Origin of the sequence: Streptomyces sp. ADI95-17 (genome assembly GCF_003846175.1) — a bacterium.
GTDB lineage: Bacteria > Actinomycetota > Actinomycetes > Streptomycetales > Streptomycetaceae > Streptomyces > Streptomyces sanglieri.
Window position 1 is genome coordinate 13,476 of the sequence record NZ_ML123059.1, and the last position, 4,331, is coordinate 17,806.

The 4,331-nt window shown below is 67.1% G+C and carries 4 protein-coding genes; 1 reads left to right on the forward strand and 3 read right to left on the reverse strand.

The features are described from left to right. Positions 1–206: 206 nt before the first annotated feature. The 3 genes from EES42_RS44315 to EES42_RS44325 all read right to left on the reverse strand — a co-directional run bounded on the left by EES42_RS44315 (position 207) and on the right by EES42_RS44325 (position 2,334). Entirely contained in the window at positions 207–491 is a 285-nt protein-coding gene (locus tag EES42_RS44315) for a hypothetical protein (RefSeq protein WP_124723841.1), read from the reverse strand. Positions 492–774: 283 nt separating this feature from the next. Next, positions 775–1,017 carry a hypothetical protein gene (locus tag EES42_RS44320; protein WP_124723842.1) on the reverse strand — a complete coding sequence of 81 codons (243 nt, stop codon included), beginning with the start codon at positions 1,015–1,017 and terminating at the stop codon, positions 775–777. A gap of 162 nt (positions 1,018–1,179) precedes the next feature. Further along, positions 1,180–2,334, reverse strand: coding sequence for a helix-turn-helix domain-containing protein (locus EES42_RS44325; protein ID WP_124723843.1), 1,155 nt, complete (start codon positions 2,332–2,334; stop codon positions 1,180–1,182). A 777-nt stretch (positions 2,335–3,111) separates the two neighbouring features. Here EES42_RS44325 and EES42_RS45525 point away from each other — a divergent pair. Further along, positions 3,112–4,331 (forward strand): hypothetical protein (locus EES42_RS45525; protein WP_164495614.1); only part of this gene is annotated, 1,220 nt, incomplete at its 3' end.

Genomic DNA, 4,331 nt, shown 5'->3' on the forward strand with positions numbered 1-4,331 from the left:
CGCCAGCCAGTGAGTCCTGGGCCCGTAGAACCTGTGGAATGCCGTGCCAAGCTTCACCAGTTGGCCGATCTCGGCCTGGAGTGGGCCACGGCGTGACAGAGCAACGGCGGCGCCCGTCCCGGGGATGTGTCCGGGGCGGGCGCCGTGTTCGTTGCTACGGGCAAGGGATCACGTGGCTGGCCTTTTCGTGGCTACGGCTGGATGTGTCAGGAGGGCTCGGGTCGACCGAGGCGCAGGCGGGTGAGGAGGCTGAGCTTGTCCGGTCCGTTTGTCCGTACGTTTTCCAGCAGGCGGCGGTTGAGGCGGGTGCCGGTCTGGTGTTTGAGCTGGAGGAACTTTTCCAGTTTGGGTTCGCCGTTCAGTACGTCGCCCTTGTCGCCGTAGGTGAGGGCGTGGGCGGCTCCGTCGTCCAGGAGGCGGCCGATCAGTGCGGCGAGGGCGCCGGGGCCGGAGCCGGTGTAGCCCCAGGACAGGCCAGGGGCGTCCATCATCGGGGCCGGAAGGGGGAGCCGCCGGGCGCGTACCGAGCACGGCGGACGGCCACGCCGGTCATCGTACGGGCAGCGCATGTACGCGCCGGACGGAAACGCGCACGGCCACCGCGGGCGCACTGGACACCCCTGGCCGCTGACCCAATTGCTGACCCGCCCGGCATGCGCCACGCTCGCTGGCCTCGGACTGGAGTGGGCTGCGGCGTAGCCGCGCTGGAGACGCTACAAGGGTCCGTGCCGGAAGCAGTCGGCGCGGACCCTCTGGCGTCTCAAGGCCGCTCGCTCAGGCGCTGGCCCTTCGAGCTCGGGCGGCCAGCGCGTCCCGCAGGATGCTGTCGGGCGTGCGCGCCATGCGCAGCAGTTCACGGATCACTTCGGCCTTGTCCCAGCGGATGCCGGTCTGGTTCCTCAGCTCCAGGATCCATTGGTCGATTTCCAGGGACTCGCTCGGGTCGAAGCGGACTGTCGTCGGGATGGCTCCGTCTGCTTTCGGGGCGGGCCGGGGAGCTGTGTCGTACGTCGTCATAGTCATACCTGTCCAACGAGCAACCGTGCGGCAGGGCTTCTCCCCGCTCTACTGGCTGCGGCGTTCGTAGCGCACGATGGCTTCGGCCAGGCGTTGTTTCAGCTGTGTGGGCAGGTCGGCGTTCGTTGTGGGCAGGAACGAGCGCTTGGTGGGCGGGTCGGGTCATCTGAGAAAGCGGAAAACTGTGCCGCTCTCATCAGGACTGCATATGGACTGGACGACGTTGGCCCATTCGCTGTTGTCTCCGTCCGGTGCGCCGATGCACAGGTCTTGTCGCTGGTCTGCCGGTACGAAGCGGAGGTGGTCGGCTCGGAGACGGAATCCTCCTCCGTGGTCGCTGGTCTTCTCCAGGCGGAATTTTTCGGCCTCATCAAGTTCGTGATCGCCGCAGTGACGGACGGTCACGGCCCCGCCGGCCTGGAGCGATGCGCCCAAGACGCCTAGACACCGGGGGCTTTCTCCCTTCGTGCTAGGGAAAATGAGCTGGTAGGTTCCGTTTCCGGTTTTCTCCAGGGTGACCCGGTCGCTCTCCCTCGTGGTACATGGTGTGAAGAACAGGCCCGGCTCCCCGGCCTCACGGCGCTCCGCGACACACCGGCCGTCGGCGGCAGCGCGCATTCGGTATGTGCCTGGTGCGAGCACGGGTGTCGGTGATTTCGACGGTTTCGGTGCGCGCGTTGAGGCCGGGGTGTTGTCGGACCGGGAGACCGAAGGCCGCGCAGCGTCTCGGGGGAGGTCGTTCGGCCAGAACGCCAAAGTGCCCAGGACAAGGGCTGTGAGGGCGGTTGCTGTGCCTGCTGCCAGGGCGGCCCGTTTACGTATCACCCTGCCCGGCGTTCGTCGGGATGCCTTGGCGGTTGCCACGGATGCGGGTAATTCTTCCTGCCCCGGGATGGCGGAAGTCTCGGCTCGGTCATCCGTTTCGCTGGTGGTGGCCTCGGCGGGCTCGGACTGCTCGTCCGAGTCGGGTACGTCACCTGCTGCCTCTTGGTCGGCCGTGTGCCGTTCGGTGGTGAGGGCCGGGACGGGCAGCGGTTCGGAGGCAACGGCCAGACGCCTGCGTGTGGACACCCAGATCTCGACGGTGTCCGGGTCGATGCCGCAGGCGCGGACGTATGCGGCGACGAACTCTTCGCGTGGCAGCTCCGTGCGGTTGAGTGCCCCGGAGACTGTCGTGCGGGGCAGAGCCTCGCCGGCGCTGGCGGCTCGTCGTTCCAGATCCCGCAGGCTCAGGCCGGCCCAACGGCGGAGCTGACGCAGCATCGCGACGAACTCGGCTGACGTCGTTACCGACTGCGGCTGGGGTGCTGGCTCCATGACCACTCCTGCTCATTCATGTGGTGAAAGAGCCCAGTCTGGCGATCTTTTGTTTCCTGGCCCACCGGATCCACCAGTTCGGCATGTGGTCAATAACAGCGGCCCTTCACCTTCGCGCTTGTTCGCCATCCTGAAGCGCGGCGGCAGAACTGGCCCGAGGAACTGACCGGGGCCGTTGCCGCAGTGCGTGAGACCTCGGTGTGGAGCTCGTTCTGTGCAGGGTGGTGAACCCTTCCTTTCTGGTTGATCTATCTCGCTGAGGGCCGGGCGGGCTTCAGGTACCGACTGGGCCATGAACCGGGGTGCTCCGACGCTGGTCGGCCGATCGCATCCGGGCGAGCCAAGTTCCAGCGAGGTCTCCGGCCAGCCGGGACAGTCCGGGACCAGCTGGCCCTGTCCGGGCCTGTCGGTGTCCCGGCTACAAAGCGTCCGCGAGTCCCCCCTGCCCTGACGCGCCTCGCCCTCGGGACGGGTCCTGACCAGGCCGGACAGATCCGGACTGTCCCGGCCGCCCTCATGCGTTGCCCGGCGGAGCGATGCCACGCAACGCTTCTCTCACCGCCCCGCCGCCGCCCCGGCGATGTCCCTGCCCATGCGTCACCCCGCGTCCGCAGGTACCGGCTCGCCATCCCTGGCGGTGCGAACGAACACAGCTGTCCACCACGGCTTTCCGGCCGCATCCGCACCCCGTGACGACCAGACCATTCGAGGAGAAAATTCGTGAACACCGCGCCACACACAACCTCCATCAGCCACAAAGCGCCCAGTTCCTGGCCCATGGCCTTACGAATGACCCTGGTGGCCTTCGTAGCGGCGGTCGGGTTCGTCCTGGCCGGCCCGGCAACCGACGCTTCGGCCGCCCCGCCCCCACCCGACCCGACAGCCAGCTCCCCCGCGAACCAGCCCAGCTGGTGGAACAAGCTGCCGTGGAACCTGTACGGCTGGGCGCAGCGCCCGCTGGACCCCCATGACCCGTACTACCAGGCGAAGCTGCCCGTGCAGCACTTCGTCAAGTGGCAGTTCAAGCGGGCAGCGACCGGCGGCACGACCTTCTCGCCAAGGACTGACGGGCCGGACATCGCAGAGACCCTCATCAACTATCACCGTGAGTCGCGCCAGACCGTGAAGGGCCTCACGAAGCAGCTCACCAAGGCCGAAAAAAAGGTCCAGCAGGGCAAGAAGCGGGTCGCCGCGGCCAAGACCCCGGCCGAACTCGAACAGGCAAAGCAGAAGCTGCGGAAGTGGGACAAACAGCACAAGTACGTGTCGGACAAGCTCCGCGACCTCAAGAAGACGCAGCCAAAGACCACCGGTACGCAGGTCGAGCGCCTCGACAAGCAGGTCCGCAAACTCGAGAAGAAGATCCGCAAACTCCAACGCAGGGCAACCAGTCCGCAGCAGACCAGGACCAAGGACGGGCGCGCTCTGGCGAAGCAGCAGATCAAGGACGGGCGTGCTCTGGCGAAGCAGCAGATCCACGACGCCCGGACGGCACTGGCACAGGCCCGGGCCGAACGCGACCGGCTCCGCGGTCCGGATGACGAGGGCGACACCGGCGGCACACGCGCGACGACGACCGGCCCGAAGACACCGTCGAAGGGGCCGACGACCAACGGCATGAAGATGCCGAAGGAGTCGGTTGTCAGTAGCGTCAAGCCGCCGAAGCTCGGGCCGAAGTTCGGCCTGAAGATGCCGCGTTGGGGCCGCGGGCAAGGCACCGGACTGTCCGAGACCCTCGGTGATCTGGCCGGACAGGCCTACGCGGACCAGGTGAACAGCGAGCACGAGCAGCTCCTGAAGAAGGCGGTCGAGGACGACACGCTGCGCAAGGCCATCGTCGACGACTACCACCAGATCCAGGATGACACCCCACTCGACTCCCTCGGCCGTGGCTTCGACACGTCCAAGGGGTTCACTCAGGGCGCCACACGGGACATCGGCCCCAAGCTGATCAAGCATCAGGAGATGCTCGACACCACGAAGGCCGTAGCGGACAG

Coding starts and splice junctions, on each gene's coding strand:
- EES42_RS44325 (WP_124723843.1), bottom strand. CDS start 2,334: ATGGAGCCAGCACCCCAGCCGCAGTCGGTAACGACGTCAGCCGAGTTC.
- EES42_RS44320 (WP_124723842.1), bottom strand. CDS start 1,017: ATGACGACGTACGACACAGCTCCCCGGCCCGCCCCGAAAGCAGACGGA.
- EES42_RS44315 (WP_124723841.1), bottom strand. CDS start 491: ATGATGGACGCCCCTGGCCTGTCCTGGGGCTACACCGGCTCCGGCCCC.